1 protein-coding gene is annotated in these 654 nt (G+C 33.0%); it reads right to left on the reverse strand.

The window, feature by feature from the left end; all coding sequences use genetic code 11:
• Window positions 1-36: 36 nt before the first annotated feature.
• Window positions 37-654: hypothetical protein (locus VU18_RS18210; RefSeq protein ID WP_201775867.1), on the reverse strand; the 618-nt coding region annotated here is incomplete at its 5' end.

A 654-nucleotide genomic window follows, 5' to 3' on the forward strand; every position in this document is an offset into this window, starting at 1 on the left:
TGCTAAAAACATCCATCTCCAAGTAAAAGCTATACATTAATTTTCTCTCCCTTTACCTTCACATCCACACTCATCTTGAACATTTAACAATCCAGTAAAAATCTTAGGAATAGATGTATTGACATCCCAGTACTCAACCAAATAGTCAAATTCAGATCTTTTAGTTTTTGCATAAAGGCTAATAGTAGCGACAATCTTAGCTGCAAAATCTGCCATGCGCTCAGGGAATGATACAGTATGTGGGTTACCGCATAAATCAATATAGGATATATCCAATTTAGAAAGTTCTTCATTTACTTTTTCGTTAATTTGCCTTAGTGTTTCATTTTTCTTTTCAAGTAAAAAGAAGCAGTTGAGACAACCTGTTTTTTGGGATGTTATTACCATTTTGTGAATAATGTTATGAGGCGAAACCCAAGCCCAAATAATCGGCTTTTTATAATTTTGTAGTTTATTAAAAGCTAGTTTATTAAAAGCTTCATTATCTCCTACGGTTACAACAAGGAGATCTGCTTTTTCAAAAACTTCCTCATCATTATTACCAGAGTATATCTCTGTTTCTTTAACTAAGTGGTGCATTAAATAATTAGCAACAGCGTCAGCCTTGTTTGCATATAAAAACATTGAGGGTAAGATATGTCCACCTAAGTTTTC

The sequence above is a fragment of the Geobacillus sp. ZGt-1 genome (genome assembly GCF_001026865.1).
In the GTDB taxonomy this organism is placed as follows: Bacteria; Bacillota; Bacilli; order Bacillales; family Anoxybacillaceae; genus Geobacillus; species Geobacillus thermoleovorans.